Origin of the sequence: Ferrovibrio sp. (genome assembly GCF_036381655.1) — a bacterium.
In the GTDB taxonomy this organism is placed as follows: Bacteria; Pseudomonadota; Alphaproteobacteria; order Ferrovibrionales; family Ferrovibrionaceae; genus Ferrovibrio.
In genome coordinates, this window is sequence record NZ_DASVCJ010000058.1 from 16,850 (window position 1) to 43,414 (window position 26,565).

A 26,565-nucleotide genomic window follows, 5' to 3' on the forward strand; every position below is an offset into this window, starting at 1 on the left:
CTTTGTCCCTGACGGACGACCAGTTCCATCGCTACGCCCGGCACCTGATCCTCGACGAGGTCGGCGAGGAGGGGCAGGAGAAGCTGCTGGCGAGCCGGATCCTGATCGTCGGCGCCGGCGGGCTCGGCTCGCCGCTGCTGCTCTATCTCGCGGCGGCCGGAGTCGGCACGATCGGGGTCATCGACGATGATGTGGTCGAGCTCTCCAACCTCCAGCGCCAGGTGATCCACAAGACGGCGAGCCTCGACCGCGCCAAGGTCGACAGCGCGATGGACACCGTGGCCGAGATCAACCCGGAGGTGCGGATCGTCCCGCACCGCCTGCGGCTGACCGCCGCGAACGCGATGGAGGTCTTGTCCGGTTACGATCTGGTGGCCGACGGCAGCGACAATTTCGCGACGCGCTTCCTGGTGAACGACGCCTGCTATTTCGCGAAGACGCCGCTGGTCTCGGCCGCACTGCTGCGCTTCGACGGGCAGGTTTCGACCTTCAAGGCCCATCTCGGCGGCGATCACCCCTGCTATCGCTGCCTGTTCCCGGAGCCGCCGCCGGCCGACCTCATCCCGCGCTGCGAGGAAGCCGGCATCCTCGGCGCCATCGCCGGCGCGGTCGGCTCGCTCCAGGCGGTCGAGGTGCTGAAGGAGCTGCTGGGGCTGGGCGAGAGCCTGTCGGGCCACCTCCTGGTCTATGACGGCCTGTCGACCACCTTCCGCAAGATCCGCATCAAGCGCGACCCCACCTGCCCCCTCTGCGGCCCGCAAGCGACGATCAAAGATCTGAGCGGGCACGGGTGAGCGGCTTCGTGGCGAAGTGAAGAATCCCCCTCCCCTTGCGGCAAGGGGTTTGCCTTTTGTGTGGGATTTCAGCAGACCGTGCGCTGAACAGGTACGGATTGCCTCGGTTTCAGGTGTCTGCCTTGCCGAAGATATTTTCGGGAGACGGGACGGCATTGGTGTCGACCGCCTTCCGGCCGCCCGCGACCGTTCCAGTTGAACACCGCCCGGGTGCGCCCGAGCCGCTCGACAGCATCCAGTCGAACAGGCACTCGACCACTCCCGCAGTGGGCGGCCCAGAGTCGGGCCGCCGCGCGGATGCGGAACCCTGTCTAGCCTCAACGGCGCCTTCGGATCAGGCCGAGCGCCGCAAGGCCGGCACCGAACAGGGCAAGGCTGCCGGGTTCGGGGACTTGGCTCGGCGGCTGTTCGCCGCCCGCTAATTGGACAACGACGTTGTCGATCGCGATGGCGCTCAGGGTGTTCGATGCGATTCCCGTCTCTGCCGCGGCAAGATTTGCATACGCGCCAATACGCAGCTCATCGAAGCCGAGATCGTCAGAGATTCCGACGATCGTCCCAAGCGCCACGTCGAGGAAGCCACTCCCGATGGAACTCCCATCCCGCAGCACTTCGTACGCAAAGGCGGCTATCGTGTCGCTCAAGTCAGCAACAAAACCGCTGCCCAGAGCAAACTCGACGCCCGACATCCGTTCGCCATCGGTCGTGGTGATCGCCGTGTAGCGGGGGTGCCCGCCGAAGACAAAGTGGAAGCCGCCGGAGAAACTGGTGGCCGCACCATCCGGATCGAATGAAACGTAAGCGGTGTCGGGAACCGTGATGGACAGCGAATCTTCAGTGTAGGCCGAAAGATCCGTGCCGCCGGTCACGCTATCGAACGTCGCCGTGCGATCGGCCGACGTGACGGCGCCGCCGGCGCCGAATGAGAGAACCGGGGCGGCATTCGCCGTCCCGAGCGCGACGACGCCGACGGTGGCGCCGAAGAGGAACGCACCCAGCCTCCGCATAACCCCCTCCCGTTCTTGGATTTCCGCAGGCCGGAGGCAAGCAAATTTCAGGCCAAATCCGTAACAATCTGATAATGCTTAATTAACCTTCGTAAATACCGCAGGATGTCAAATATTCCGACAAGGAATTTGTTCTATTTTCGGGAGAGCAATGCCGTTGGGCCATCGAATTCGCCCGGTTGATGCAAACTAAGCAGGTGCCGCATTTTACATGGGGCCGAAGACCGCGACGTCTTGGGATACGCCTTCCGCCTAACCAGCGGCCCACGAGCACATCTACTGGGACCAAGCCTCGGTGCTGGTCCAGCTCGGGCTGCTCGACCCGAACGAGCTTCCGGTCGCCGGCGTCGAGAGCGCGCGCAAGGCGCTCGACAGGAGCCTGCCGGCGAACGCACTGATCGAGCTGCACGGCGTAAGCCGCATCGGCCGAACCGAACGGTCCGGGCCGCCGCGACGCTTCGATCCGGTCGCCGAGCCAGATCGACCTTCGGGGAATATCTTCGGCAAGCCGCCTCGTTGGGAATCGTGGAAATCAGTGAATGGTTGTGATCTGAGCCACGAGATTCCACACGAAAGGCAAACCCCTTGCCCCTTGCGGGAGGGGGTCATATTAGGGGGAGGGGTAACTTCGGCGGTGATCGATGAGTTCGTAAGGATCCTGCGCGAACGGACGACCAATGCCGAGCGCATACTCTGGGAGAAGCTTCGCCGCAAACAAATCGAAGGGTTGCGATTCCGGCGGCAGTACAAGCTTGGCCGGTGCATCGTCGACTTTGTCTGCCTGCCCGCACGGCTGATCATCGAAGTGGATGGCGGGCAGCACGCAATCGATAAGGCCCGTGACGACAAGCGAACGGCATGGCTCGAAAGCCAAGATTTCACTGTCATCCGATTCTGGAACAACGAGGTGCTCGGCAATATCGACGGCGTGATGGAGACGATCCATCGCCATCTACCCGGAACGAACCGATACCCCTCCCCCTGCCCCCTCCCGCAAGGGGAGGGGGAAGTGATCAGAACATCGTCTCCAGCACTCTGTCGGGTGGGCGGTGGCCGTCGACGAAGGTCTTGATGTTGATGATGACCTTCTCGCCCATGTCGATGCGGCCTTCCAGCGTGGCCGAGCCCATATGCGGCAGCAGCACCACATTCTGCAGCTCGAGCAGCTTCGGATTGACCGCCGGCTCATGCTCGAAGACGTCGAGGCCGGCGCCGGCGATGTCGCCCTTGCGCAGCTTGCGCACCAGGGCGTTCTCGTCGATCACCTCGCCGCGCGCGGTATTGACGATATAGGCGTGCGGCTGCAGCAGGTCGAGCCGGCGCGCCGACAGCAGGTGGAAGGTCGCCGGCGTATGCGGGCAGTTGACGGAGATGATGTCCATGCGGGCCAGCATCTGGTCGAGGCTTTCCCAATAGGTCGCCTCCAGTTCCTGCTCGACGCTTTCATGCACGCGCTTGCGGTTGTGGTAATGGATCGACAGGCCGAAGGCCTTGGCGCGGCGCGCCACCGCCTGGCCGATGCGGCCCATGCCGATGATGCCGAGCCGCTTGCCCCAGATGCGCTTGCCCAGCATCCAGGTCGGCGACCAGCCTTCGAACCTGCCCTGCTGCAGCACCATGGCGCCTTCGACCAGCCGGCGCGGCACGGCCAGGATCAGCGCCATGGTCATGTCGGCGGTATCTTCGGTCAGCACGCCCGGCGTGTTGGTGACCGTCACCCCGCGCTGCCGGGCAGCGGCGAGGTCGATATGATCGACGCCGGTGCCGAAATTGGCGATCAGGCGGAAATTCGGACCGGCATGGGCGAGCACGGCGCCGTCGATGCGGTCGGTGATGGTGGGCACCAGAACGTCGGCGGCCTTCACCGCCTCGATCAGTTCGGCCTGTTCCATCGGCTTGTCCGCCACGTTGAGCCGCGTGTCGAACAGCTCCATCATCCGGGTTTCGATCGGATCCGGCAGCTTGCGGGTCACGATCACCAGCGGGCGCTTCTTCGGCGTGGGCATGATAGGCGTTTCCGGCTCCGCGATGGGGGCGAGTCTTTATCCTCTCTAGCTAGCAGATCGACCCGACCGAGACAAACCTTGGCCGGGCCGAAATCGGCTGCCGCCACGGAAGCGCCACGGGCGGGCTTCAGCCCGCGCCCGGGGCGGTTGCGTGGCCATCAGTACGTATACGAACGGCATACGGATCGCGCTGTGCAGGCGCTACGGCCGGCCCCGGACCGCCTAATGGACATAGAGCGGCATATACTGGCGGACGTTGCGTTCCAGCTCGCGGTTGACGTCCATCATCGTCTCGCGGACCAGGTCATGGATGATCCTGTCGCGGTCGTTGAGGGTGGCATCTTCGCCGATCGAGTTCGAGCGCCGGGCCGAGGCCGAGGCCTCGGCGATGCGGAAGCCGCGGCCGTCGCGCAGTTCGACCGCCATCTCCACCTCGGTATCGATGCGGGCGACCTGATCGGTGGTGAAATTGCCGCGCAGGCCGGGTGTCTTCTTCAGATCGGCCTCGGTCACGGCGGCCTTGCGGATCACCACGCGCACGGTGTTGGGCTGGGTGTTGTCCAGCGCCACGCGGTCGCGCGCCCAGCGCTGCGCCACCACCAGCGGCGGCTGCGGGATCTCGAGTTCGATATGCGGCGGCTGCGCGGTCGGCTGGTATTCCACCACGGTTTCCACATTGCTGGCGGTGAAAGTCAGCTTGGGATATTGCTCGAAGGTGATTTCCTGCAGCACCGGCCGGGGTGGGGTCGATGAGCAGCCGACGAGAAGGATCGTCAGGCCGAGCGCGGCCAGGCCGCGGACGACGAACGAAGGCATGATCGTTTCTCCTTGTTTTCCGCCGTTAGCTAGGCCGCGAATTAGGGCAAATTCAAGACATGCCTAGGGCCATTCCGGGGTGGCGGCGGAAAAAAGCTCAGCCGCGGGCCGCCTGCACCGCCGCGAGCGGAAAATCGTAGCTCGCGCTGCAGAACTGGCAGGTGACCGTGATCGTGCCGTCCACCGCCATGCCCTCGATTTCCTCCGGCGCGAAGGTCGACAGGATGCCGCGCACCTTCTCGGCCGAGCAGGTGCAGCGGTCGATCAGCGCCGCGGGCTCGAAGACGCGCACGCCATCCTCGTGGAACAGCCGGTACAGCAGGTCGTTCTGGCTGATCTGCGCATCGGCCAGTTCGGCCGAGCGCACGGTGGAGAGCAGGGTGGTCGCCTTCTCCCAGGCGAAGCCGCGCTCTTCCTGCGTCAGCCCGCCGGGCTGCAGCGGCAATTGCTGCAGCAGGATGCCGCCGGCGCGCCAATGGCGCTTGCCATCGACGCCCTTGCGGTGGGCCGCTCCCAGGGCGACGCGGGCGTTGAGCTGTTCCGACTGGGCGAAATAGGCATGCGCCGCATCGGCCAAAGTGGCGCCCGACAGGTCGACGATGCCCTGATAGCGCTCCATGTCCTCGCCTTCGGGATCGATGGTGAAGGCCAGATACCCCTTGCCGAGCAGAAGCGGCACCAGGCCGGTGGCGCCGCCGGGGCCGAGTTCCAGCCCCTCCAGCCGCGCGGCGTCGAAGCTGGCATAGCCGCGCAGGCCGCCCGGCGTGCGGCAATCGGCCACCAGGGTCGAGACCGGGCCGTCGCCCTTGGCCTGCAGCGAGAAGACGCCGTCGAATTTCAGCGCCGTCGCCATCGTCGCGGCCAGGGTCAGCGCCTCGGCCAGCAGATGCGCCACCGGATCGGGGTAATTGTGCCGGCCGAGCATGCGTTCGAGCGCGGGCCCGAGCCGGACGATACGGCCGCGGACATCGCACTGCTCGATCTGGAACGGCAGGGACAGGTCGTCGTGCAGGATACTCACAATAATTCCAATATAGGGTGCCGGCTCAGCCGTTAAAGCACCAGGCGAGAATGGCCTTCTGCGCATGCAGGCGGTTTTCGGCCTCGTCGAAGACCACCGATTGCGGCCCGTCGATCACCTCCATGGTGACCTCTTCGCCGCGATGCGCCGGCAGGCAATGCATGAAGATCGCGTCTTTCGCCGCCTTGGCCATCAGCGCTGCGTTGACCTGATAGGGCTTGAGCAGCGCATGGCGCTCGTTCGCCTCGCCATCCTGGCCCATCGACACCCAGGTATCGGTAACGATGCAGTCGGCGCCGGCCGCCGCCGCCAGCGGATCGCTCAGCACGGTGACCTTGCCGCCTTCGCGGACGGCCCAGGCAAGCACGTCCTGGCGCGGCCGCAGGATGTCCGGGCAGGCGAGGTCGAGCGCGAAGCCGAATTTCACCGCCGCATGGATCCAGGAATTGGCCATGTTATTGCCGTCGCCGATCCAGGCGATCTTGCGGCCCCTGATCGGCCCGCGCTTCTCCTCGAAGGTCAGCACGTCGGCCATCACCTGGCAGGGATGGCTATCGTCGGTCAGGCCGTTGATCACCGGCACGCTGGCATTGGCCGCCAGTTCGGCCAGCTTGGCGGCATCGTTGGTGCGCAGCATGACGGCATCGACATTGGCCGACAGAATGCGCGCCGTATCGGCGACGCTCTCGCCGCGGCCGAGCTGCAGGTCCTCCGCGTTCAGCACGATGGTCTCGCCGCCGAGCTGGCGCATCGCGCTGTCGAACGACAGCCGCGTGCGCGTCGAAGGCTTCTCGAAGATCATCGCCAGGATGCGGTCTGCGGCGGGCCGGTCCGGCTCGACGGCGCCCTTCGGTTTGCCCTGGCGGCCGGCCTTCATGCGCGCCGCATCGTCGAGAATCCGCCGCAGCGTCTCGGCCGGAATGCGGTCGAGATCGAGAAAGTGACGCAGCTCCTGGCCGGACCGGGCAGTCATTTGGCCGCCCCGGCCTTCTTCGCCGCCTCGCGCAGGCGCAGGCAGGCCGCGTCGATGCGTTTCACGCCTTCGGCCAGATCCTCTTCCGACGTGGTCAGCGGCGGAATCAGGCGCACCGTATTCTCGCCGGCGGTCACGCCCAGCACATGCTCGTCGCGCAACGCCGCCTGGAAGTCGGTATTCGGCAGCCTGGTCTTCACCGCCAGCAGAAAACCCTGGCCGCGCACCTCCTCGATCACGTCGGGATAGCGGTCCTGCAGCATGGCGAGCTGCTGGCGGAAATACGAGCTGCGCTTCTGCACGCGGTCCAGGAAGCCCGGCTGCAGCAGGATGTCGAGCACGGCATTGCCGGCGGCCATCGCCATGACGTTGCCGCCGAAGGTGGTGCCATGCGTGCCGGGCGCGATGCCGGAGGCCGCTTCGGCGGTTGCCAGGATCGCCCCGACCGGAAAGCCGCCGCCGAGGCCCTTGGCCAGCGTCATGATGTCCGGCGTGATGCCGGCCCATTCATAGGCGAACAGCTTGCCGGTGCGGCCCATGCCGGTCTGCACCTCGTCGAGGATCAGCAGCAGTTCATGCTCGTCGCACAGCTTGCGGATCGCGCGCAGCGTCTCGGTCGGCACCGCGCGGATGCCGCCTTCGCCCTGGATCGGCTCGACCATGATCGCTGCCGTCTCCGGCGTGATCGCCGCCTTCAGCGCCGCCATGTCGTTCAGCGGCACATGGTCGAAACCCTCGACCTTCGGCCCGAAGCCGTCGAGGTATTTCTTGTTGTTGGTCGCCGCCAGCATGGCCAGGGTGCGGCCGTGGAAGGCGCCTTCGAAGGTGATGACGCGGTATTTCTCCGGCTTGCCCTTCGACGACCAGTATTTGCGCGCGATCTTGACCGCGCCCTCGTTCGCCTCGGCGCCCGAGTTGCAGAAGAAAGCCTTGTCGGCGAAGGACTGCGCCACCAGCCGCTCGGCCAGCTTCTCCTGCTCGGGGATGCGGTAGAGATTGGATGTATGCCACAGCTTGGCCGCCTGCTCCTGGATCACCTTGACCAGATGCGGGTGGCTGTGGCCAAGCGCGGAGACGGCGATGCCGGAGCCGAAGTCGAGATAACGTCGACCGTCGGCGGTGTAGAGGTAGGAACCCTCGCCCCGCTCGAACGCAAGGTCCGCCCTTGCGTAGGTCGACATCAATGCTTCACTCACGACACCTCTCCTTATTGCTCGGAGCCTGAAAAAGATGACGCCAGCCCCGGCATTTTTACGGCCGGACTGGCGGTAGGCAGCGACTCTAAGGGTGCCGGCACCCCCTGTCAATTGAAGCAATGTATGCAGACATTGGCACCCGCTTGGCTCCGGCCGGCCGCTGCGCTGAATGGGTGCGGCAAGGAAAGAAGCCGTCCCCAATCCTTTTTTCTCTCCCGCCGCCAATGCTAGCCTTGTCGGACAAGCGAATTCGCGGGAGGAAACAATGACGAGTCTGAGTTTCGAAACCACAAGGCGGGTATTTTGCGAACCCGGCGCCAGTGCCAAGCTGGGCCCGCTGATGGCGGAACTCGGCGTTTCCCGCGCCGTGCTGGTCACCGATCCCGGCGTGGTCAAGCTCGGCCTGCCGAAAGCGGCGCTTGCCAGCCTGCAGGAGGCCGGCATCGCGGTCGCCATTTTCGACAGGACCGAGGCCGATCCGCCCGAGCATCTGGTGCATGAGGCGGTGGCGCTGGCCAAGGAGCACAAGGCCGATGGCGTGATCGGCTTCGGCGGCGGCTCGTCGATGGATATCGCCAAGCTGGTGGCCTTCCTGCCGAACGCGAAGCAGGAGCTTCACGAGGTCTACGGCGTCGGCCTCGCCAGGGGCAGGCGCCTGCCCCTGGTCCAGGTGCCGACCACCGCCGGCACCGGCTCGGAGGTCACCGGCATCGCCATCATCACCACCGGCGCAAGCGAGAAGAAGGGCGTGGTCTCGCCAATCCTGCTGCCCGACATCGCGCTGTTGGACGCCGAACTGACGCTCGGGCTGCCGCGGCATGTGACGGCGGCGACCGGTATCGACGCCATGGTGCATGCGATCGAGGCCTATACCAGCAGGCACAAGAAGAACCCGATGTCGGATGCGCTGGCGCGCGAGGCGCTCAGGCTGCTCAGCCGCAACCTGCGCCTGGTCTGCAGCGAAGCCGGCGCGCGCAATGCCGAGGCGCGTTCGGAAATGCTGCTCGGTGCCATGCTGGCCGGCATGGCCTTCGCCAATGCGCCGGTGGCGGCGGTGCATGCGCTGGCCTATCCGGTCGGCGGCCATTTCCATGTGCCGCACGGTCTTTCCAACGCGCTGATGCTGCCGCATGTGCTGCGCTTCAATCTCGAGGCGGCGGCGCGCCAGTATGCCGAACTCGCGCCGATCCTGCTGCCGGGCGCGAGCTTCACCAGCGACGGCGTGGCCGCCGGCGCGCTGGTGGCCGAACTGGAAGCGATGATCGACGACGTGAAGCTGGAAAAGCAGCTACGCCAGGTCGGCATCAGCCACAATCACCTGCCGATGCTGGCGAAGGATGCGATGAACCAGCAGCGCCTGCTGGTCAACAATCCGCGCGAGGTCACCTACGACGACGCGCTGAAGATCTACGAACTGGCGCTTTGAGAGCCGTCGCCGTGACAGAGAGCGATCCCAAGCTGCAGACCCGCGCCGATTACCGGCACAGTCTGCCGATTCCGGTGCGGCTGGCCGATGTCGATATCTACCAGCATGTCAACAATGTCGTTTACTACTCGTATTTCGACACGCTGGTGAACGATTACATGATCCGCTTCGGCGGACTCGACATGGTCAACGATCCCGTGATCGGCCTGGTGGTCGAAACCGCTTGCCGTTTCCATCAATCGATCAATTTCCCGGAAACCGTCGAGGCCTGCCTGCGCATCGCCAAAATCGGCACATCCTCGGTGCGCCACGAGATCGGTCTGTTCCGCGACGGCCAGCGGCATCCTGCCGCCACCGGCCATTTCGTGCATGTCTTCGTCGAACGCGGCGTGCAGAAGCCGGTGCCGATCCCGCCGCGCATCAGGGCCGCGCTGGAGAAGCTGCTGGTGCCCTGACGCCGGCGGCGAGCTGGGCGCGCTGGCTCAGCCAGACGCTGCCGATGACGATTGCGATGCCGGCGATCTGCAGCCCGCTCAGGTTTTCACCGGCGATGCTCCAGCCGAGCAGCACCGCCGTCACCGGGCTGAGCAATGCCAGCGGCGAGACCGCCGTCGGCTCCAGCCGGGCGATGCCGCGGAACCAGAGCGCATAGGTCAGCGCCGCGCCGATCAGGCCGAGATAGAGGAAGCCGGCAATGTTGGCGATGCTCGGCGCCGGCAGCGGCGGTTCCAGCCAGAAGGCGACCGGCAGCAGCAGGATGCCGCCCGCCGTCAGTTGCCAGGCCGTGAAGGCGAGCGGCGATACCGGCGGCTGCCAGCGGCGCGCCAGCACGGTTCCGGCCGCCATCGAGATCGCGCCGGTGATGGCAGCGGCGACGCCGATGGCATCCAGGGCGGCGTTGGGGGTGAGCACCAGAAGCGCGACGCCGCCGACGCCCGCCATGCCGGCCAGGATAGCCAGCAGGCGGACCGGCGAGCCGAGCAGCAGGCGGGCCAGCAGAATGACGATCAGCGGCTGCACGGAAATCACCGTGGCGGCGACGCCGCCCGGCAGGCGATAGGCCGAAACGAACAGCATGGTCAGGAAGAGGGCGATGTTGAGGCCGCCCAGCAGGACGGAGCGGAGCCACCAGATGCCGTGCGGCAGGCGGCGCACGAACAGCAGCAGCAGCAAGCCCGCCGGCAGGGCGCGCAGCGCAGCCACGCTGAGCGGATAGCCCTGCGGCAGCAGCTCTGTCGTCACGATATAGGTACTGCCCCAGACGACCGGCGCGATCGCCGTCAGCAGCAGGTCGGAACCGCGTGTCATCGTAGGTCTCCCGCTATGCTCGAGCCAAAGGGCGTTCAGACGAACGCAAGCATGTCGGCAACCGGCCGCCGCGGCTTCTGCGGCCAGTTGCCGGCGGCGGCAAAGCCGATGGCGACGAGCACCACCGGTATTTCGTCCGCGGCGAGGCCGAAATCGTGCGCCACGCCGGCCGGATCGAAACCGCCCATGACGCAGGACGCCAGGCCGTGGGCCTCTGCCGCGAGGATCAGCATGGCCGCGCCGAAGCTGGCCGAGCGTATGGCTTCGTCCCGCTGCTTCTGCGGCTGGTTTTCGTAGGAGGCTTTCGTCGCCTCGACCCAGATCGCCGGCATCTCCGGCGGCATGAAGCCGGCCGCGACCGCCGGCTGCAGCCGCGCGGCGAGCGTCTCATGGCACGGCGGCTGGCCGCAGACGATGAACACCACGGCGGCATCCGTCACCTTCGCCTGGTCCTGCGCGACCTTGCGCAGGCGCTGCTTGGCTTCCGGCGTGCGGACGGCGATGAAGCGCCAGTTCTGCAGGTTGAAGGCGGTCGGCGCCCGGGTCGCCAGCCCGACCAGTTCGGCGATCCGCGCATCGGAAACCTGCCGCGTCGGGTCGAAGCGGTTGGCGGAAATCCGGCGCTGGATCGCCAAGACCAGCGGATTGCCGGCCAAGCCTGCGTCGATCCGATTCAATGGCATGGACATGCCAGTGCCTCCATCTCCAGTGCCCTCCATCTGAATGGCCCGCCCCGGTGGCGTCGCCTGTCCTGGCATGTATTATGTTAACCGGTGGATGATAATTCCGCTTTCTGTGGAATAACTCGTAACTGTAGGTCAATAATCTATGGATCGGCTGACCGCGCTGAAGGTTTTCCGGCTGACCGCCGAGCTTGGCAGCTTTGCCGCCGCCGCGCGCCGGCTGCGGCTGTCGCCGGCGGCGATTAGCAAGAACATCGCCGAACTGGAAGCGCATCTGGCGATACGGTTGTTCAACCGCACGACGCGGCGCATGAGCCTCACCGAGGCCGGCGGCCTGTACTACGAACGCATCGCGCGGGTGCTCGACGAGTTGGACGAGGCCGACCACGCCGTCGGTCCGCTGCAGCAGATGCCCAGCGGCATCCTGCGGGTCAGTGCGCCGATGACGCTGACCCTGCTGGGCCTGTCGGCGGCGATCCCGCAATTCCTGACGCGCTATCCCCGCCTGTCGCTGGATCTCAATCTGGAGGATCGCCGGGTCGATATCGTCCGGGAGGGCTACGATCTGGCGATCCGCGGCAGCGACGATCTGAAGGATACCAGCCTGGTGGCGCGCAAGCTGATGACGCTGGACCATGTCGTCTGCGCCGCGCCGTCCTATTTCGAGGCATCCGGATTGCCGGCAACGCCGGAGGACCTGCGCCGGCACAACTGCATCCAGTTCACCTTGTCCGGCCATGCCGATGAATGGGAATTCCGCCGCGCCGATCGTGTCGTGCGCATCGCGGTGAATGGCCGCTACAAGGTGAGTTCCAGCCTGGCGGTGCGCGATGCGCTGCGCGCCGGGTTCGGCCTCAGCCTGGTGCCGCGCTTCTATGTCAGGGACGATCTCGCCGCCGGCCGCCTGCGCGCCGTCCTCCAGGATTGGGCGCCGAACGAAACCTCGGTCTATGCCGTCTATCCCTCGCGGCGGCATCTGCCCGCCAAGGTGCGCGCCTTCCTCGATTTCGTCAGTGGCGCGCTGGGCGGCGCTCATCCGTGGAACCCGCCAGAGCGCGGAACAGCATGACGGCGCCCATTGGGGTGCGGCGATTTGCTCTATCGGCAAGGCGCATAGCCGGAAATTAAGTTTGTTCCGTTGCTGCGCTGCGGCATGTTACGGCAGGCGCCGCCGGGTCGGCGCAAGCGTGGTTTTGAGGGTAGAAAAGATGCGTGGGCGTTGGGAGCCGGTTTCGATTTTCGTTGTCATTCTGGGGCTGGTGGCCTCCATCGTGGCCGGCATTGCTATCGCCAACAGCGACCGCGAAACCGCGGTCTGGTCCGCCGGGGCGCTGATGGCCGCCGCGCTGTGGCTTGCCGCTCCCTGGGGGCGGGAGCCGCGCAAGGGTTAAGGCTTTTAGCAATTTAATCCTTGCCATTGTTCGCAATATGTTCTATACTGCGGCTACCCGCCGGCCTTTCGGCCGGCGCCTGCTGTTGAACATTGTGGATCAGGACAAGGATTTGGGACGCCCTTAGACGCCGCAACGCCGGCTGAACGGCTGAAACAGCGACACTATGGTTGCAGGCGATAGCCGCGACGCAGCAGCGCGTAGCACAGCGCCCAGAGCGCCAGCGCCACCGCGCCCAGCACCGCGGCGCCGAGCAGCGGATCGCCATCGGTATGGCCGGTCATGCCGAAACGGAAGCCATCGATCATGTAGAAGAACGGGTCGAAATGCGCGACGCCGTACCAGAAGGGCGGCAGACGCTCGACCGAATAGAAGGTGCCGGAGAGAAAGGCCAAAGGCGTGACGACAAAATTGGTCACCGCCGCCAGATGGTCGAATTTCACGCTCCACAGCCCGGCCAGGATGCCGATCAGGCCGAGGATCAGCGAGCCGCAGAAGACGAAATAGATCGCCGCCGCCCACGAATGCACGTGGATTTCGGCGAAGGGCAGCATGGCAAGGCCGACCGCCACCGCCACGATGAAGCCCCGGGTGACGCCCGCCATGGCATAGGCGAAGAGGAATTCGCCCGGGCTGATCGGCGGCATCAGCACGTCGATGATGTTGCCCTGGATCTTCGAGATCATGATCGAGGACGAGGTATTGGCGAAGGCGTTCTGCGTCGTCGCCATCATGATCAGGCCGGGACCGAGGAATTCGATGAAGGGCAGCCCGCCGACCTGCCGCACGGCGCCGCCCAACGCCAGCGCGAAGACGGCGAAGAACAGCAGCGTGGTCACCATCGGCGCGATCACTGTCTGGGTGATGACCTTGATGAAGCGCTGCACCTCCTTCAGGTACAGCGTCCACAGGCCGAGCCAGTTGACCGGCCCGTACCGGCGCAAGCTGCCCGCTCCGGCCGGACTTGGCGAAAGCCGGGCGGAAAGCTGGCTCTTATCGACGAGAGACGTATTCGACATGAACGGCCTTTGGGGCGGTGACGAGGAGGTTGGCGCGGCGGTTGCGGCTGCTTGTACGGCCGCCTTCTTAGCGCGTATGGTGCGGCGATGCAAAAGTCTCCCGCCGATACTGTGCCCGCCGACACATCCGGCGACATCATGCCGGATTGGCTGCCGGCCTTGCTGGGCGGCGAGCGCGCGGCGCTGGCCCGGGCGATCACCGCGGTCGAGAATGAAACCGACGAGGCCCGCGTCGTGTTGCATGGCATCCGCGGCCGGCTCGGCCGGGCCTTGGTGGTCGGCTTCACCGGCGCGCCGGGAGCGGGCAAGTCGACGCTGGTCTCCGCCTATGTGGCCGAGCTGCGCCAGCGCAGCCTGACCGTCGGCGTGGTTGCGGTCGATCCCTCGTCGCCGCTGACCGGCGGCGCGATCCTCGGCGATCGCATCCGTATGACGCGGCATTCCGGCGATCCCGGCGTATTCGTGCGTTCGCTGGCCAGCCGCGGCCATCTCGGCGGCCTGTCGCGCACGGCAGCGCGGGTGATCGATGTCTTCGATGCCGCCGGCCGCGACGTGGTGGTGGTGGAAACCGTCGGCACCGGCCAGTCGGAAGTCGAGATCGCCGAGATCGCCGATGTGCGCGTGGTGGTGAACGCGCCGGGGCTGGGCGACGATGTGCAGGCGATCAAGGCCGGCATTCTCGAGATCGCCGATATCCTGGTGGTCAACAAGGCGGACCTGCCCTTCGCCGAACGCGCGGCACGTCAGCTGGCGGCGATGGCCGCGCGCAAGAACGGCCAGGCAATTCCGGTGCTGCAGACCAGCGCCACGGCGGGCAAGGGCGTGGCGGATCTTGCCGATACCATCGCCGCGATTGGCCGGCGCAAGCGGCCCGATCCGCGCGCCCGCACCCGGCGGCTGCTGCAGAACCTCGCGCTCGACCGTCTGCGCAAGGGGCTGGCCGCGCTGCCCGATGCCGAACTCGACGGGCTTGCCGATGCCGTGCTGGCCGGCGATCTCGATATCGATACCGCCCTCCACCGTTTGATTGCATTGCTGAGACCATGACCAAACAAGCCCGCATCCGCCAGACCATCCTCGATATTCCCGCTTCGCGCATCCGCGCCGTCTACAATGCCGGCCACCGGATCGAAGGCATGATCCCGCTCTGGGCCGGCGAGGGCGACGAGCCGACGCCGGACTTCATCCGCGATGCCGCCGCCGCCGCGCTGGCAAGAGGCGAGACCTACTACACGCCCAACCGCGGCATCCTGCCTCTGCGGGAGGCGATCCGCGATTACCTGAAGCGGGCTTACAGGGTCGACACGCCGCTCGATCGGATCGTCGCCACGGCCTCGGGCATGAGCGCGCTGATGATCACGCTGCAATGCCTGCTGGAGAAGGGCGACAGCGCTGCGGTGATCGGCCCGATCTGGCCGAATGGCTGCGAGGCGATCCGCGCCCTGGGCGCCGAGGTCCGCGACGTCTATCTGCAGCAGAGCGAAGACGGCCGCTGGGTGCTCGATCTGCAGCGGCTGTTCGATGCCTGCGACGAGACGACCAGGCTGATCATGCTGAACAGCCCGGGCAATCCGACCGGCTGGGTGGCGAGCGAAGCCGAATTGCGGGCGATCCTCGATTTTGCCCGTGCCCGCGGCATCTGGCTCCTTTCCGACGAAGTCTATGGCCGCATCGTCTACGGCGAGGCGCGCGCGCCGGGCCGCAATCATGCGCCGAGCTACTACACGCTGGCCGAGCCGGACGACGCGGTGGTGATCGTCAACTCGTTTTCGAAAAGCTGGTCGATGACCGGCTGGCGGCTCGGCTGGGTGGTGACAAGGCCCGACCTTGCCGATGCCATCGAGAAGATGACCGAATTCAACGTCTCCTGCTCGAATGCCTTCGCCCAGTGGGGCGCGGTCACGGCGCTGAACGAGGGCGATGCCTATGTCGACGGCCTGGTCGAGCGCTACAGCCGCGCCGCCGATCTCGTCTATCAGGCTTTGGCGCCGCTGCCGCGCGTGCGGCTCGGCAAGCCGCAAGGCGCCTTCTATGCCTTCTTCGCGCTCGACGGCCTGCAGGATTCGCTGCAATTCTGCCTCGACCTGCTGCCGAAGGCGAAGGTCGGCCTGGCGCCGGGCGTTGCCTTCGGCCCGGCGGGCGAGGGGCGGATCCGGCTTTGCTACGCGGCCTCGCTGCCCAAGCTGTCGCAGGCGCTGGAGCGGCTGGTGCCGCACCTGAAATAGAATGGCGGGAGGCAGCATGCGGACGGTCCACGAGACGGAAGAACATGCGCAACTGCGCGAGCAGATCGCCCGTTTTATCGATCAGGAAGTCCGGCCGCATGGAACGGCTTGGGAGGAGGCCGGCATGGTGCCGCGCGCGGTGCTGCGCAAGATGGGCTGCCTCGGCTTCTTCGGCATCCGCTATCCCGAAGCCTATGGCGGCAGCGAGCAGGGCGCCATCGCCTCGGCCATCCTCGCCGAGGAATGCGGTCGCTCGGGTTTCGGCGGCTTCTCGGCCACCGTGCTGGTGCATACCGACATGGCTTCGCCGCATCTGGCCCATGCCGGCAGCAAGCGGCAGCTCGACCGCTGGTTCGCCAAGGTGATCGCCGGCGAGCTGATTACCGCAGTGGCCGTCACCGAGCCGGATGCCGGCTCCGATGTGGCGGCGATCCGAACCCGGGCGCGGCGCGAGGGCGACGATTACGTGCTGAACGGCGGCAAGATGTTCATCACCAATGGCGTGCATGCCGATCTTTATTTCGTCGCCGCCAAGACCGATCCGGAGGCGAAGGGCTCGCGTGCTATCTCGATCTTCGCCGTCGAGAAAGGCATGCCGGGCTTTTCCGTCGGGCGCAGCCTGAACAAACATGGCTGGCTCTGCTCGGACACGGCGGAGCTGGTCTTCGACGATTGCCGCGTGCCGGCGGAGAACCGGCTTGGCGAAGAGAATCACGGATTCTATGCCATCATGCGCAATTTCCAGAATGAGCGGCTGGTGCTTGGCGCCATGGCGGTCGGCGAATGCCGCCGCGCACTGGAGATCACCCGGCATTATGTCGCCACCCGCAAGGCCTTCGGCGGCGTCCTGATGGACAAGCAGGCGATTCGCCAGCGGCTGGCGATGGCGGAGGCGCGCACCGAGGCGGCGCGCCAGCTTGTCTATCATGCCGCCTGGCTGATGGAGCAGGGCCGTGATGCGGTGCGCGAGGTCTCGATGGTCAAGGCGCTCTGCGGCGAACTGGTCAATGACGTGACTTATGAGTGCCTGCAATTCCACGGCGGCGCCGGTTATCTGCGCGAAAGCGAGATCGAGCGCATGGCGCGCGATGCGCGGATCCATCCGATCGGCGGCGGCGCCACGGAAGTGATGCTGGAAGAGATCGCCAAGCGCTGGCCCGCCGCTTGAACATGGCCGGCTTGACGCGAACGTAAGCCTGCCGTGGCGTAAGGTTTGCGCCGCGAAAAGTTTGGCGCTAGCGTGCCGCCAGACCGCTATCAGGAGGAAACACAATGCGTGAAGCCGTCATCGTCTCCACCGCCCGCACGCCCATCGGCAAGGCCTATCGCGGCGCCTTCAACAACACCGATCCGGCGACGCTCGGCGCCCATGCCATCCGCGAAGCGGTCAAGCGTGCCGGCATCGAGCCGGGCGAGGTCGATGACGTGGTCATGGGCGCGGCTTTGCAGCAGGGCGGCACCGCCGGCAACATCGCCCGGCTTTGCGCGGTGCGCGCCGGTCTGCCAGTCAGCGTCGCCGGCATGAGCGTCGACCGCCAATGCGCCTCGGGCCTGATGGCGATCGCCACCGCGGCCAAGCAGGTGATCCACGACAACGTGCCGATTGCCGTCGGCGGCGGCCTGGAATCGATCTCGCTGGTGCAGAACGAGCATATGAACACCTTCCGCGCCCGCGACGAATGGCTGATGCAGAACAAGCCGGACATCTACATGGCGATGATCGACACCGCCGAAGTCGTCGCCAAGCGCTATGGCATCAGCCGCGAGGCGCAGGACGAATATGCGCTGCAGAGCCAGAAGCGCACGGCGGCGGCACAGCAGGCCGGCAAGTTCGACGACGAGATCGCGCCGATGCCGACCAAGATGGCCGTCGTCAACAAGGAGACCAAGGAAGTCTCCTACAAGGACGTCACGCTGACCAAGGACGAGGGTAATCGCCCGGATACCAACGCCGAGGGACTCGCCGCGCTGCAGCCGGTGCGCGGTCCGGGCAAGTTCATCACCGCCGGCAATGCCAGCCAGCTGTCCGACGGCGCTTCCGCCGCCGTGGTAATGGACGCCAAGCTGGCCGAGAAGAAGGGCCTGAAGCCGCTCGGCTATTACCGCGGCATGGCGGTCGCCGGCTGCGAGCCCGACGAGATGGGCATCGGCCCGGTCTATGCCATCCCCAAGCTGCTGCAGCGCTTCGGCCTGAAGATGGACGATATCGGCCTGTGGGAGCTGAACGAGGCGTTCGCGGTGCAGGTGATCTATTGCCGTGACAAGCTTGGCATTCCCAATGATCGCCTCAACGTCAATGGCGGCGCCATTTCGATCGGCCACCCCTATGGCATGTCGGGCGCGCGCATGGCCGGCCACGCCCTGATCGAGGGCAAGCGCCGTGGCGTCAAATATGTGGTGGTGACGATGTGCATCGGCGGCGGCCAGGGCGCCGCCGGCCTGTTCGAGGTCGCCTGAGGCAGCCCTGCTTCAGCGAAGCGCGCGGCGGGTCAGCAGCAATTCGGCCGTTCCGCCGCGCTCGTAGAAGACCAGTCCATATTGGCCGTAGGCCTCGGCGAGGCGTACGGCCTTTTCCTTTGCCAGGTCGAGTATCGCGAAGCCGGGCTCCGACCGCCAGCCGGGACGGTCCGGCACGCCGAGATGCGGCAGGATGCGGCAGCCGCGGCGCAGCAGGTCGCGCCGCAGGCGCTGGTGGAAGGCCATGTTTCGGGCGGCTGGCTGCGGCCGGCTGCCGGGATTCCAGGCATTGAGGCAGCACAGCGACCGGGCCCCCAGTCTCGTCAGCAGCCGGTCGGCCTCGGCATTCGGCTCGCCCAGGCGCAGCCCGATCGATTCGCCGGCCGGCGTGCCGATTGTGTAGCTGGTATCGCCGAAGCCGCGCAGCGTCGCTTCGGAAATCATGGCGAGATCACGAGGCCAGTTCGGCTGCGGCAAGCGCCTGGCGCAGGCTGTTCGTCCCCGGATTGGCAACGACGTTGTTATAGAGGATGTCGCGCGGATGGATCGAACGGCCGTAATAGGCCTGATCGCGGCTATGGCGCGCGGTGATCACCGCGCCTTCGACGGAAATGCCGGCCGCCAGCCCCTTGCTCTTGGCATAGGACAGGATGTCGGCGCCGAGATTGGTCGTCGTCGCCGCCTCGATGCCGGCGCCGACCGGGCCGGCGGCGACCGAGGCATCGGCGCCGAGCTTGAATTCGTTTTTCAGGATGGCTTCCACGGCCTTGTCGGACATCAGCAGCAGCATCACCTCGGAGGCCTCGCCGCCGATCTGAAGGCCGATCGAGCCGGCGCCCATTGTGTAAAAGGCCGGCTCGCTCCAGCCATTGGCCGTCTTGGCCAGCAGCACGCCCGAACCGCCCTCGCCGCCGATGATGAAGCTGGCCTTGAGCAGTTGCGGCACGATGAAGACGCCCTTGGCGCGGGCCAGCTTGCGGCGCATGTCGGTGAATTGCGGGTCCGCCGCAAAGCGGTCGACGGTGATGCGCGCCTGGTCGATCAGGTTCTGGTTCTCGTCGGCCCAGGCGGGAGAGGCAAGCGCCAGCGCGCTGGTGCCGGCCAGCATGGTCGCGAGCAGGAAACGACGGGTCAGCATGGATAGCTCCCTTTGCGGGTTGGCAAACCGACAGCCGCAATATATTGCTTCGGTTGTTCAAGCCGTAGCCAATCCTTAGACTATGGCAAAATGTGGACGGAGGCGACATGTCGAAGGCGAAGGAGTCGGCCGAGAGCAATGCCGAAGCCATTCCGGACGATATTGCCGGCATGAGCTTCGAGGCGGCGTTGAAGGCGCTGGACGAAATTGTCGCCAAGCTGGAAAGCGGCCGGGTCGATCTGGAGGAATCGATTGCACTCTATGGTCGTGGCGCGCTGTTGAAACGCCATTGCGAGGCCAAGCTGAAAGCGGCCGAGGAAAAGATCGAAAAGATCGTGATCGGCCCGGACGGCCAGGCTTCCACCCAACCCTTCAAGGCGGAATGAGATGAACAGTCTGGCGTCGCCGGATTTTGCGGCGACGATGCGGGAGGTCGCAGCCGCCGTCGAAACGGAGCTGGAGCGCCTTCTGCCGTCCTTGGATGATCCGGCGGCCAAGCTGAATGAGGCGATGCGCTATGCCTGCCTGGGTGGCGGCAAGCGCCTGCGCGCCCTGCTGGTAATCGCCGGGGCGGATCTCTTCCAGGTGCCGCGCGGCCGCAGTCTGCGGGCGGCGGCGGCAGCGGAAATGCTGCATGCCTATTCGCTGGTGCATGACGACCTGCCCTGCATGGACGACGACGACCTGCGCCGCGGACGGCCGACCGTGCACAAGGCCTTCGACGAAGCGACCGCGGTACTGGCCGGCGATGCCCTGCAGACCGAGGCCTTCGCCGTGTTGGCCGATCCGCAAACCCATCCCGATGCGGCAGTGCGGATCGCGCTGACGGCGGCCCTGGCCCGGGCCTCCGGGGCGCGGGGCATGGTGGGCGGCCAGGCGATCGATCTGGCGGCCGAACAGCGGGCGGCGGCGGGTCAGCCGCTGTCCTTCGACGAGATCCGGCTGCTGCAGAGCCGCAAGACGGGAGCGCTGATCGCTTTTTCGGCGGAAGCCGGTGCCATCCTGGGTGGCGCGGGGCAGGAAGCCCGGGCCGTCCTGCGGGACTATGCCGGAGATATCGGGCTTGCCTTTCAGATCGCGGACGACATCCTCGACGAGGAGGGTAATGCCGCCGAGCTGGGCAAGGCGGTCGGCAAGGATGCCGCGGCCGGAAAAGCCACCTTTGTCGGGCTTCTCGGGCTGGCCGAGGCCAAGGCGAAGGCCCGCGCGTTAACCAATTCCGCAAAGGCCAGGCTGGCCGGTTTCGGGCCGGCGGCAGGCGTTTTACAGGAGCTGGCGGAGTTTGTTATAACCCGCCGCTCGTGACACAATCGGGACCGATGATCAGCAACCGCACTCCCCTGCTGGATAACGTGCGGACGCCGGCCGACATCCGGCAGTTCGACCTGGACCAGCTCAAGCAGCTCGCCGATGAAGTCCGCCGCGAGATGATCGACGCCGTCTCGGTGACCGGCGGCCATCTCGGCGCGGGCCTGGGCGTCGTCGAGCTGACCGTGGCGCTGCATCATGTGTTCGAGACCCCGGTCGACAAGCTGATCTGGGATGTCGGCCATCAGGCCTATCCGCACAAAATCCTGACCGGCCGGCGCGACCGCATCCGCACGCTGCGCCAGGGCGGCGGCCTGTCCGGCTTCACTCGGCGCAGCGAAAGCGAGTACGACCCGTTCGGTGCGGCGCATTCCTCGACCTCGATCTCCGCCGGCCTCGGCATGGCGGTGGCGCGCGACTTCAAGCAGGAAGAGCACAACGTCATCTGCGTGATCGGCGACGGCGCGATGTCGGCCGGCATGGCCTACGAGGCGATGAACAATGCCGGCTCGATGGATACCCGGCTGATCGTCATCCTGAACGACAACGACATGTCGATCGCGCCGCCGGTCGGCGCGATGAGCGCCTATCTGTCGCGGCTGCTCTCGTCGCGCTCCTATATGGGCCTGCGCCAGCTGGCCAAGCAGCTCGGCCATAAGATCCTGCCGCGCGGCCTGGCGTCCGCGGCCGAGAAGGCCGAGGAATATGCCCGCGGCATGGTCACCGGCGGCACGCTGTTCGAAGAAATGGGCTTCTACTATGTCGGTCCGGTGGACGGGCATAATCTCGACCATCTCGTCCCGGTGCTGAAGAACGTCCGCGACAACGACCAGTCCGGCCCGGTGCTGATCCATGCCGTCACCCGTAAGGGCAAGGGCTACGCCCCGGCGGAGGCCGCCGAGGACAAATATCACGGCGTGGCCAAATTCGACGTCATCACCGGCACGCAGGCCAAGCCGAAAGCCGGCGCGCCGAGCTATACCAAGGTCTTTGCCGAAAGCCTGATCCGGGAGGCCGAGAAGGACGAGCGCATCGTCGCGATCACCGCCGCCATGCCCTCTGGCACCGGCCTGGACCTGTTCGCCAAGCGCTTCCCGGAACGCTGCTTCGATGTCGGCATTGCCGAACAGCATGCGGTCACCTTCGCCGCCGGCCTGGCTTGCGAGGGCTTCAAGCCTTTCGCCACGATCTATTCGACCTTCCTGCAGCGCGCCTATGACCAGGTCGTGCATGACGTCGCGATCCAGAGGCTGCCGGTGCGTTTCGCCATCGACCGCGCCGGCCTGGTGGGCGCCGATGGTGCCACGCATGCCGGCAGCTTCGACATCGCCTATCTGGGCTGCCTGCCGGACATGGTGCTGATGGCGGCTGCCGATGAAGCCGAGCTTGTGCACATGGTGGCGACCGCGGTGGCAATCGACGACCGGCCCAGCGCCTTCCGCTATCCGCGCGGCGAAGGCCGCGGCGTGCCGCTGCCGCAGGTTGGCCAGGTGCTGCCGCTTGGCAAGGGACGGATTCTGCGCGAGGGTGGCTCGATCGCCATTCTCTCCTTCGGCGCACGCCTGGGCGAAGCGCTCAAGGCCGCGGATGATCTGGCGGCGCGCGGTCTGCCGGCCACGGTGGCCGATGCCCGCTTCTGCAAGCCGCTCGATACCGAGCTGGTCCGGCAGTTGGCGCGCCACCATGAGGTGCTGATCACCATCGAGGAAGGCGCGATTGGCGGCTTCGGCAGCCATGTGCTGCAATTCCTCAGCCATGACGGCCTGCTCGATACCGGCCTCAAGATCCGTCCCATGGTATTGCCCGATCGCTTCATCGACCATGATGCGCCGGCGAAGCAGTACGACGAGGCAGGGCTGAACGCGCCGCAGATCGTCGCCATGGCGCTTTCGGCACTTGGCCGCGCCAGCGAACTTCCAGCCCGCGCTTAACCCATAGAGAGCTGCGATGATTCTCTCCGAGGCGCGGGCGACGCTCACGCTGGCGCTGCCGATCGTCGGCACGCAGCTGGCGCAGATCGCCGTTCATACCACCGATGTCGTGATGCTGGCGCATATTTCCGATCATGCGCTCGGTGCCGGCGCGCTCGCCTTTTCGCTGTTCTGGTTCTTCTGGATGTTCGGCATGGGCCTGGGCATCGCCGTCGCCGCGCTGGTGGCGCAGGCGGTGGGGCGGAATGCGGACGATCATGCCAGCGTGCGCGAGGCGGTGCATGACGGCCTGATCGTGACCGGGATCGGGTTTCTTGCCAGCCTGGCCATCCTCGTGGCTGCCCGGCCGTTCATGGTGTGGTTCCGGCAGCCGCCGGAACTGATCGACGATGCCGCACTGTTCCTGCACCTGCTGATGATCAGCTACCTGCCGGGAGTATGGTTCTCGGTGCTGCGCTCTTTCACCGCGGCGCTCAGCCGGCCGCGGCCGGCTCTGGTGCTGATGGTCGCCGGCGTCCTGCTGAATGCCGCTGCCGTCTACGGCTTCGCCTTTGCCGCGAAGCTCGGTATTGCCGGTGCCGGCATCGGTTCGGCCCTGGCCAACTGGCTCCTGTTCCTTGCATTCGCCGCTTATGTCGCCCGCGATGCGGATTTTTCGCGGTATCGCATCTGGTCGTCGCGCTGGCGCAGCTCCTGGCCCCGACTGCGCGAGTATCTGCGCATCGGCGGGCCGATCGCGCTGACACTTGCCTCCGAAATCGGCCTGTTCTCGCTGGCGGTCCAGTTGATGGGCCGGCTCGGCGCCGACGAGGTGGCGGCGCACCAGATCGCCCTGCAATGGGCCACCATCGCCTTCATGGTGCCGATGGGATTGTCGCAGGCCGCCACCGTGCGGGTCGGGCTGGCCGCCGGCGCGCGCGATCATGCCGGGGTGATCCGTGCCGGCTGGATCGCCATCGGCATGGCGGTCTGCTTCGGTGCCTGCTCGGGCAGCCTGTTCTGGATTTTCGCGCCGCAGCTGATCGGTCTGTTCGTGCCGGACGCCGCCTCGCCGGTTTTCGGGCTGGCTGTTTCCTATCTGCTGCTGGCCGCCCTGTTCCAGGTAGTCGACGGAACGCAGGCGGTCAGCAACGGCGTGCTGCGCGGTCTGAAGGATACCGCCGTGCCGATGGTCTGCGCCGCCATCGGCTACTGGGCCTGCGGCCTGTCGGCCGCCATATGGTTCGGCTTCAACAGCCCGCTGCGGGGACAGGGCATCTGGATCGGCCTCGTGGTCGGGCTGGCGGCCGCCGCCGTCATGCTGGTCTGGCGCTTCACCTGGTGGACTCGTAGACTGCGCCCCATCACCCAGCGGGAGCAGACGGCATGAAGGCGCCGAAGATCCGGCTTGACCAGGCTCTGGTCGAACGCGGCCTGGCGGAAAGCCGTACCAAGGCGCAGGCGGCGATCATGGCCGGGCTGGTCTTTTCGGGCGAAAAGCGGCTCGACAAGCCGGGCCTGGCCATCGCCGCCGATGCGCCGCTGGAATTGCGCGGCAAGCCGCATCCCTGGGTCAGCCGCGGCGGCGTGAAGTTGGCGCATGCGCTGCAGCATTTCGGCTTGTCGGCTACGGGGCGCATCGGCCTCGATGTGGGAGCTTCCACCGGCGGCTTCACCGATGTCCTGTTGCAGCATGGCGCCAGGAAGGTCTATGCCGTCGATGTCGGCGAGGGGCAGTTGGACTGGAAACTGCGCAACGACGCGCGGGTCGTGGTGCTGGAAAAGACCAATGCGCGCTTCCTGGACCGGGGGCTGATTCCCGATCCGGTGGATGCCGTGGTCTGCGATGCCAGTTTTATCGGCCTGGAAACGGTGCTGCCAGCGGCTTTGGCGCTGGCGGCGCCGAACGCCTGGGCGGTGGCCCTGATCAAGCCGCAATTCGAGGTCGGGCGCGAGCGTGTCGGCAAGGGCGGCGTGGTGCGCGATCCGGCCTTGCATGACGAGGTCTGCCGCCGCATCGAAGCCTGGTGGCAGGCCAGGCCGCGCTGGCGCGTGCTCGGCATCGAGCCGAGCCCGATCCTCGGCCCCGAGGGCAACAAGGAATTTCTGATCGCAGCGGTATTTGGCAATGCGTGATGTCGAAGGCGTAATCGAACGGATGGGCGGGCAGGGCCATGGCGTCCTGCTCAAGGATGACGTGCGCTATTACGTGCCGTTCACCGTGCCGGGCGATGTCGTCGCGGCCAAGGTGGGCGAGGCGCGCGGCGACGGCTTTGCCGCCGAGATCGCCGTGCTCGAGCAGGCCGGCCCCGACCGCGTCGAGCCGCCATGCCCGCATTTCCAGAGCTGCGGCGGCTGCGCCCTGCAGCATTGGGCCGATGCGCCCTATCGCGCCTGGAAGCGCGATAAGCTGATCGCCGCGCTACAGCGGCGCGGCTTCACGGCGCCGCCGGTGCAGGATCTTGTCGCCGTGCCGGACCGTTCGCGGCGCCGGGCCGAATTCGTCGCCCGCCGGGTGAAGGATCATGTGCTGCTCGGCTTCCATGAGGCGGCCAGCCGCAAAATCGTCGATATCGAGACCTGCATGGTGCTGCGGCCGGCCTTGCTGGCACCGCTGCCGGCCCTGCGCGAGGCTTTGCTGCCGGTTCTGGGCGATGGCTGGGCGGTGGACGTGAAGGTCACCGAGACGGCAACCGGCCTGGATGTGCTGATCACCGGCAAGCTGAAGATGCGCGTGCAGGAGCGCATCGCGCTGAGCAAGGCGGCCAAGGCGATGGGACTGGCGCGCCTGAGCTGGAAGCTGGATTTGCGCGGCGAGCCGGAATTGCTGTTTCTCGGCGAACGCGCGCCGCAGGTGAGGTTCGGCGATATCGCCGTGCCGCTGGCGCCGGGCGGGTTCCTGCAGGCCACTGCCGAGGCCGAGCAGATCATGGCGGATTTCGCCCTGGCCGAACTGCAGGGGGCGAAACGCGTCGCCGATCTCTTCTCCGGCTGCGGCGCCTTCGCCTTGCGGCTGGCGGCGGCCGGCATGAATGCCCTGGCGGCGGATGCGGACCGGCCGGCCATCGCGGCTCTGCAGGCGGCGGTCAATGCGGCCGGCCTTGCCGGGCGGCTGCGGCCCGAGGCGCGCGATCTCGAGCGCCAGCCCCTGATGTCGGCGGAACTGAAGGCGCTGGACGCCGTGCTACTCGATCCGCCGCGCGCCGGGGCGAAGGCGCAGGTGCAGCAACTGGTGGCGGCGGCATCGGCTGGCCGTCCGGTGCCGCGCATTGTCATGGCATCCTGCGATCCGAACAGCTTCGCCCGCGATGCGCGGACACTGGCCGATGCCGGCTACCAGCTTGTGCGGGCGGTGCCGATCGACCAGTTCCGCTGGTCGCCGCACCTGGAAATGGTCAGCCTTTTCAAACCCTAATCGCCGGGGCAGGGAAGGGTTGAAAAGCCCGGGCGGAACGGCTATATCCCGGCGCCTATAGCCGATCCGGTCCCTGCTGGGGGATCGTCTAACGGTAGGACCCCAGACTCTGACTCTGGTTGTCTAGGTTCGAATCCTAGTCCCCCAGCCACTGCTTCCTCAAATTCTTGAACTTGCAGCGGAATTTTCACCCCGGCTCACCGTCGGAGGAGAAACTTGCGCGCAAGGTGCCCACAATGTACCCACATCACCCGGAAACGCGGTGTCTTTCACTATAGGCGCCGGCTTCCTGCTCCGCACCGCGGCGAGGTGATGCTGAGCCTCTACACGAAGCAGTACCGCGAGGCTGAACACCGCGCCGCGTTGCTGGACATGGTCTTCGTGGAAACGTGGAGGCAAGCAGTAGCAATGAGTACCAATCGCGCAGACGTGAAGCGCATTGTCCGGGATTATCTGACGCAGGCCCTTGAGG

At 66.4% G+C, this 26,565-nt stretch carries 28 protein-coding genes and 1 tRNA gene; 18 read left to right on the top strand and 11 right to left on the bottom strand.

Going from position 1 to position 26,565, the window contains the following annotated elements; translation table 11 throughout:
• The first annotated feature begins 2 nt into the window (after positions 1–2).
• A complete protein-coding gene (locus VF194_RS11725; RefSeq protein WP_330891173.1) occupies positions 3–794 on the top strand; it encodes a molybdopterin-synthase adenylyltransferase MoeB in 792 nt (263 codons plus the stop codon).
• A gap of 317 nt (positions 795–1,111) precedes the next feature.
• Here the strand turns inward: VF194_RS11725 and VF194_RS11730 are convergent, their stop codons facing one another.
• Positions 1,112–1,801 carry a PEP-CTERM sorting domain-containing protein gene (locus VF194_RS11730; protein WP_330891175.1) on the bottom strand — a complete coding sequence of 230 codons (690 nt, stop codon included), beginning with the start codon at positions 1,799–1,801 and terminating at the stop codon, positions 1,112–1,114.
• Positions 1,802–2,096: 295 nt separating this feature from the next.
• Here VF194_RS11730 and VF194_RS11735 point away from each other — a divergent pair, with 295 nt between their 5' ends.
• On the top strand, positions 2,097–2,873 hold the full coding sequence (locus VF194_RS11735) for an endonuclease domain-containing protein (RefSeq protein ID WP_330891177.1): 777 nt from the start codon (positions 2,097–2,099) through the stop codon (positions 2,871–2,873).
• Here VF194_RS11735 and VF194_RS11740 read toward each other — a convergent pair.
• The 5 genes from VF194_RS11740 to VF194_RS11760 all read right to left on the bottom strand — a co-directional run bounded on the left by VF194_RS11740 (position 2,815) and on the right by VF194_RS11760 (position 7,813).
• Positions 2,815–3,807 (bottom strand): D-glycerate dehydrogenase, encoded by a 993-nt coding sequence (locus tag VF194_RS11740; protein ID WP_330891179.1) that lies wholly within the window; start codon positions 3,805–3,807, stop codon positions 2,815–2,817. The two genes, VF194_RS11735 and VF194_RS11740, sit on opposite strands and share 59 nt — an antisense overlap.
• A gap of 222 nt (positions 3,808–4,029) precedes the next feature.
• On the bottom strand, positions 4,030–4,623 hold the full coding sequence (locus VF194_RS11745) for a hypothetical protein (RefSeq protein ID WP_330891181.1): 594 nt from the start codon (positions 4,621–4,623) through the stop codon (positions 4,030–4,032).
• Between the two features lie 97 nt (positions 4,624–4,720).
• Complete coding sequence (locus VF194_RS11750) at positions 4,721–5,644, bottom strand: Hsp33 family molecular chaperone (RefSeq protein ID WP_330891182.1); 924 nt, start codon at positions 5,642–5,644, stop codon at positions 4,721–4,723.
• Positions 5,645–5,669: 25 nt separating this feature from the next.
• On the bottom strand, positions 5,670–6,617 hold the full coding sequence (gene argF / locus VF194_RS11755) for an ornithine carbamoyltransferase (RefSeq protein WP_330891184.1): 948 nt from the start codon (positions 6,615–6,617) through the stop codon (positions 5,670–5,672).
• Positions 6,614–7,813 carry an aspartate aminotransferase family protein gene (locus tag VF194_RS11760; protein WP_330891186.1) on the bottom strand — a complete coding sequence of 400 codons (1,200 nt, stop codon included), beginning with the start codon at positions 7,811–7,813 and terminating at the stop codon, positions 6,614–6,616. Before VF194_RS11760 ends, argF begins: the two co-directional genes overlap by 4 nt.
• Positions 7,814–8,078: 265 nt before the next feature.
• On the opposite strand from VF194_RS11760, the gene VF194_RS11765 reads away from it, so the two are divergent.
• Positions 8,079–9,239, top strand: coding sequence for an iron-containing alcohol dehydrogenase (locus tag VF194_RS11765; protein ID WP_330891188.1), 1,161 nt, complete (start codon positions 8,079–8,081; stop codon positions 9,237–9,239).
• 11 nt (positions 9,240–9,250) lie between these two features.
• The gene (locus VF194_RS11770; RefSeq protein WP_330891190.1) at positions 9,251–9,694 is read left to right on the top strand and encodes a thioesterase family protein; all 444 of its coding nucleotides are present in this window, start codon (positions 9,251–9,253) and stop codon (positions 9,692–9,694) included.
• On the opposite strand, the gene VF194_RS11775 is transcribed toward VF194_RS11770, so the two are convergent.
• Positions 9,660–10,547 carry an EamA family transporter gene (locus VF194_RS11775; RefSeq protein ID WP_330891192.1) on the bottom strand — a complete coding sequence of 296 codons (888 nt, stop codon included), beginning with the start codon at positions 10,545–10,547 and terminating at the stop codon, positions 9,660–9,662. The genes VF194_RS11770 and VF194_RS11775 overlap by 35 nt on opposite strands.
• Before the next feature lie 35 nt (positions 10,548–10,582).
• Positions 10,583–11,236 (bottom strand): nitroreductase family protein, encoded by a 654-nt coding sequence (locus VF194_RS11780; RefSeq protein ID WP_330891194.1) that lies wholly within the window; start codon positions 11,234–11,236, stop codon positions 10,583–10,585.
• Positions 11,237–11,375: 139 nt separating this feature from the next.
• Between VF194_RS11780 and VF194_RS11785 the strand changes: the two genes are divergently transcribed.
• Complete coding sequence (locus tag VF194_RS11785; RefSeq protein WP_330891196.1) at positions 11,376–12,299, top strand: LysR family transcriptional regulator; 924 nt, start codon at positions 11,376–11,378, stop codon at positions 12,297–12,299.
• 139 nt (positions 12,300–12,438) lie between these two features.
• Positions 12,439–12,621, top strand: a complete 183-nt coding sequence (locus tag VF194_RS11790) for a hypothetical protein (protein ID WP_330891198.1) — start codon at positions 12,439–12,441, stop codon at positions 12,619–12,621.
• 164 nt (positions 12,622–12,785) lie between these two features.
• Here VF194_RS11790 and VF194_RS11795 read toward each other — a convergent pair whose 3' ends face one another.
• Entirely contained in the window at positions 12,786–13,640 is an 855-nt protein-coding gene (locus VF194_RS11795) for an ABC transporter permease (RefSeq protein WP_330891200.1), read from the bottom strand.
• A gap of 87 nt (positions 13,641–13,727) precedes the next feature.
• Between VF194_RS11795 and meaB the strand changes: the two genes are divergently transcribed.
• The 4 genes from meaB to VF194_RS11815 all read left to right on the top strand — a co-directional run bounded on the left by meaB (position 13,728) and on the right by VF194_RS11815 (position 18,322).
• Entirely contained in the window at positions 13,728–14,687 is a 960-nt protein-coding gene (gene meaB / locus VF194_RS11800; RefSeq protein WP_330891202.1) for a methylmalonyl Co-A mutase-associated GTPase MeaB, read from the top strand.
• Entirely contained in the window at positions 14,684–15,865 is a 1,182-nt protein-coding gene (locus VF194_RS11805; protein ID WP_330891204.1) for a pyridoxal phosphate-dependent aminotransferase, read from the top strand. Before meaB ends, VF194_RS11805 begins: the two co-directional genes overlap by 4 nt.
• A 16-nt stretch (positions 15,866–15,881) precedes the next feature.
• On the top strand, positions 15,882–17,033 hold the full coding sequence (locus tag VF194_RS11810) for an acyl-CoA dehydrogenase family protein (RefSeq protein ID WP_330891206.1): 1,152 nt from the start codon (positions 15,882–15,884) through the stop codon (positions 17,031–17,033).
• Between the two features lie 104 nt (positions 17,034–17,137).
• Entirely contained in the window at positions 17,138–18,322 is a 1,185-nt protein-coding gene (locus tag VF194_RS11815; protein WP_330891208.1) for an acetyl-CoA C-acyltransferase, read from the top strand.
• A gap of 12 nt (positions 18,323–18,334) precedes the next feature.
• On the opposite strand, the gene VF194_RS11820 is transcribed toward VF194_RS11815, so the two are convergent.
• Together VF194_RS11820 and VF194_RS11825 are read right to left on the bottom strand one after the other, a co-directional pair.
• Positions 18,335–18,766 carry a DUF3293 domain-containing protein gene (locus VF194_RS11820; protein WP_330891210.1) on the bottom strand — a complete coding sequence of 144 codons (432 nt, stop codon included), beginning with the start codon at positions 18,764–18,766 and terminating at the stop codon, positions 18,335–18,337.
• Positions 18,767–18,773: 7 nt separating this feature from the next.
• Positions 18,774–19,460: a lipid-binding SYLF domain-containing protein gene (locus VF194_RS11825; RefSeq protein ID WP_330891212.1), complete on the bottom strand. Its 687-nt coding sequence runs from the start codon at positions 19,458–19,460 to the stop codon at positions 18,774–18,776.
• Between the two features lie 107 nt (positions 19,461–19,567).
• On the opposite strand from VF194_RS11825, the gene VF194_RS11830 reads away from it, so the two are divergent.
• The 8 genes from VF194_RS11830 to VF194_RS19815 form a co-directional block, all read left to right on the top strand.
• Positions 19,568–19,846, top strand: coding sequence for an exodeoxyribonuclease VII small subunit (locus VF194_RS11830; protein ID WP_330891213.1), 279 nt, complete (start codon positions 19,568–19,570; stop codon positions 19,844–19,846).
• A 1-nt stretch (position 19,847) separates the two neighbouring features.
• A complete protein-coding gene (locus VF194_RS11835) occupies positions 19,848–20,765 on the top strand; it encodes a farnesyl diphosphate synthase (RefSeq protein WP_330891215.1) in 918 nt (305 codons plus the stop codon).
• Between the two features lie 14 nt (positions 20,766–20,779).
• Positions 20,780–22,699 (top strand): 1-deoxy-D-xylulose-5-phosphate synthase, encoded by a 1,920-nt coding sequence (gene dxs / locus VF194_RS11840; RefSeq protein ID WP_330891216.1) that lies wholly within the window; start codon positions 20,780–20,782, stop codon positions 22,697–22,699.
• 16 nt (positions 22,700–22,715) lie between these two features.
• Positions 22,716–24,068 (top strand): MATE family efflux transporter, encoded by a 1,353-nt coding sequence (locus VF194_RS11845; RefSeq protein WP_330891218.1) that lies wholly within the window; start codon positions 22,716–22,718, stop codon positions 24,066–24,068.
• Positions 24,065–24,814 (top strand): TlyA family RNA methyltransferase, encoded by a 750-nt coding sequence (locus tag VF194_RS11850; protein WP_330891220.1) that lies wholly within the window; start codon positions 24,065–24,067, stop codon positions 24,812–24,814. The genes VF194_RS11845 and VF194_RS11850 overlap by 4 nt, the downstream gene beginning before the upstream one ends.
• Positions 24,807–26,093, top strand: coding sequence for a class I SAM-dependent RNA methyltransferase (locus VF194_RS11855; protein ID WP_330891222.1), 1,287 nt, complete (start codon positions 24,807–24,809; stop codon positions 26,091–26,093). Before VF194_RS11850 ends, VF194_RS11855 begins: the two co-directional genes overlap by 8 nt.
• A 77-nt stretch (positions 26,094–26,170) precedes the next feature.
• A tRNA-Gln gene (locus tag VF194_RS11860) sits at positions 26,171–26,244 on the top strand.
• A gap of 65 nt (positions 26,245–26,309) precedes the next feature.
• A partial coding sequence (locus tag VF194_RS19815) for a DUF6538 domain-containing protein (RefSeq protein WP_414656097.1) occupies positions 26,310–26,565 on the top strand: 256 nt, incomplete at its 3' end.